Annotated in this window: 1 protein-coding gene; it reads left to right on the top strand. The window is 71.2% G+C overall.

Going from position 1 to position 1010, the window contains the following annotated elements; translation table 11 throughout:
* Positions 1 to 870: aldehyde dehydrogenase family protein (locus ACCC94_RS29770; RefSeq protein ID WP_413353179.1), on the top strand; the 870-nt coding region annotated here is incomplete at its 5' end.
* Positions 871 to 1010: the final 140 nt, after the last annotated feature.

The raw sequence follows: 1010 nt of genomic DNA, 5'->3' as shown, positions 1-1010 counted from the left end.
CTCAACATGCTGCCGGGCCTCGGCGCGGAGGCCGGCGGGCCGCTCAGCCAGCATCCGGGCGTGGACAAGCTGGCCTTCACCGGCAGCGTGCCAACCGGCTCGCGGATCATGTCGGCGGCGGCCCAGGACATCAAGAACGTCAGCCTGGAGCTGGGTGGCAAGTCCGCCTTCATCGTCTTCGACGACAGCGACGTCGAGGCGGCGGTGGAGTGGATCCTGTTCGGCATCTTCTGGAACCAGGGCCAGGTGTGCAGCGCCACCTCTCGCCTGCTGGTGCAGGAAGGCATCGCCCCGCGGCTGATCGAGCGGCTGGTGGAGGCGACCCGCGCCATCAGCATCGGCAACGGTATGCAGCCGGGCGTGCTGCTCGGCCCGCTGGTCAGCCAGGGGCAGCACGAGAAGGTGCTCGGCTTCGTCGAAAAAGGCCGCGCGGGCGGCGTGCGGTTGCTCACCGGCGGCAGGCGTCCGGCGGGATTGGGCGAGGGCTGGTTCATCGAGCCGGCGATCTTCGACGAGCCGGCCGAGGACGCGCTGATCTGGCGCGAGGAAATCTTCGGCCCGGTGCTTTGCGTAAAGCGCTTCAAGACCGAGGTCGAGGCCCTGCGCCTGGCCAACGACAGCCGCTTCGGCCTGGCCGGGGCGGTGATGTCGGGCGACCCGCAGCGCGCCGCGCGGGTGGCCGATGGTTTGCGTGCGGGGATCGTCTGGGTCAACTGCTCGCAACCGACCTTCACCCAGGCGCCCTGGGGCGGCATGAAGCACAGCGGCATCGGCCGCGAGCTGGGCGTTTGGGGGTTGGAGAATTATCTGGAGGTGAAGCAGGTGACCGAGTACATCTCCGACCAGCCCTGGGGGTGGTACCTGAAATAGCCGCTTTGGTGGAGGTTGTAGGAGCGGGGGGGGGGGGGGGGGGGGGCGGGCGGGCGCGCGCGCGGGGGTGGGGGGCCCCACGAGGTCCGTAGCCGCCCACCCCCGCGCACGGGCGGGGGGGGGTGGGGCGGGGGCGGCGG

This window comes from Pseudomonas sp. Pseusp97, assembly GCF_047304025.1.
Lineage (GTDB): Bacteria > Pseudomonadota > Gammaproteobacteria > Pseudomonadales > Pseudomonadaceae > Pseudomonas.
This window is presented reverse-complemented; position numbering and strand designations above follow the sequence as displayed.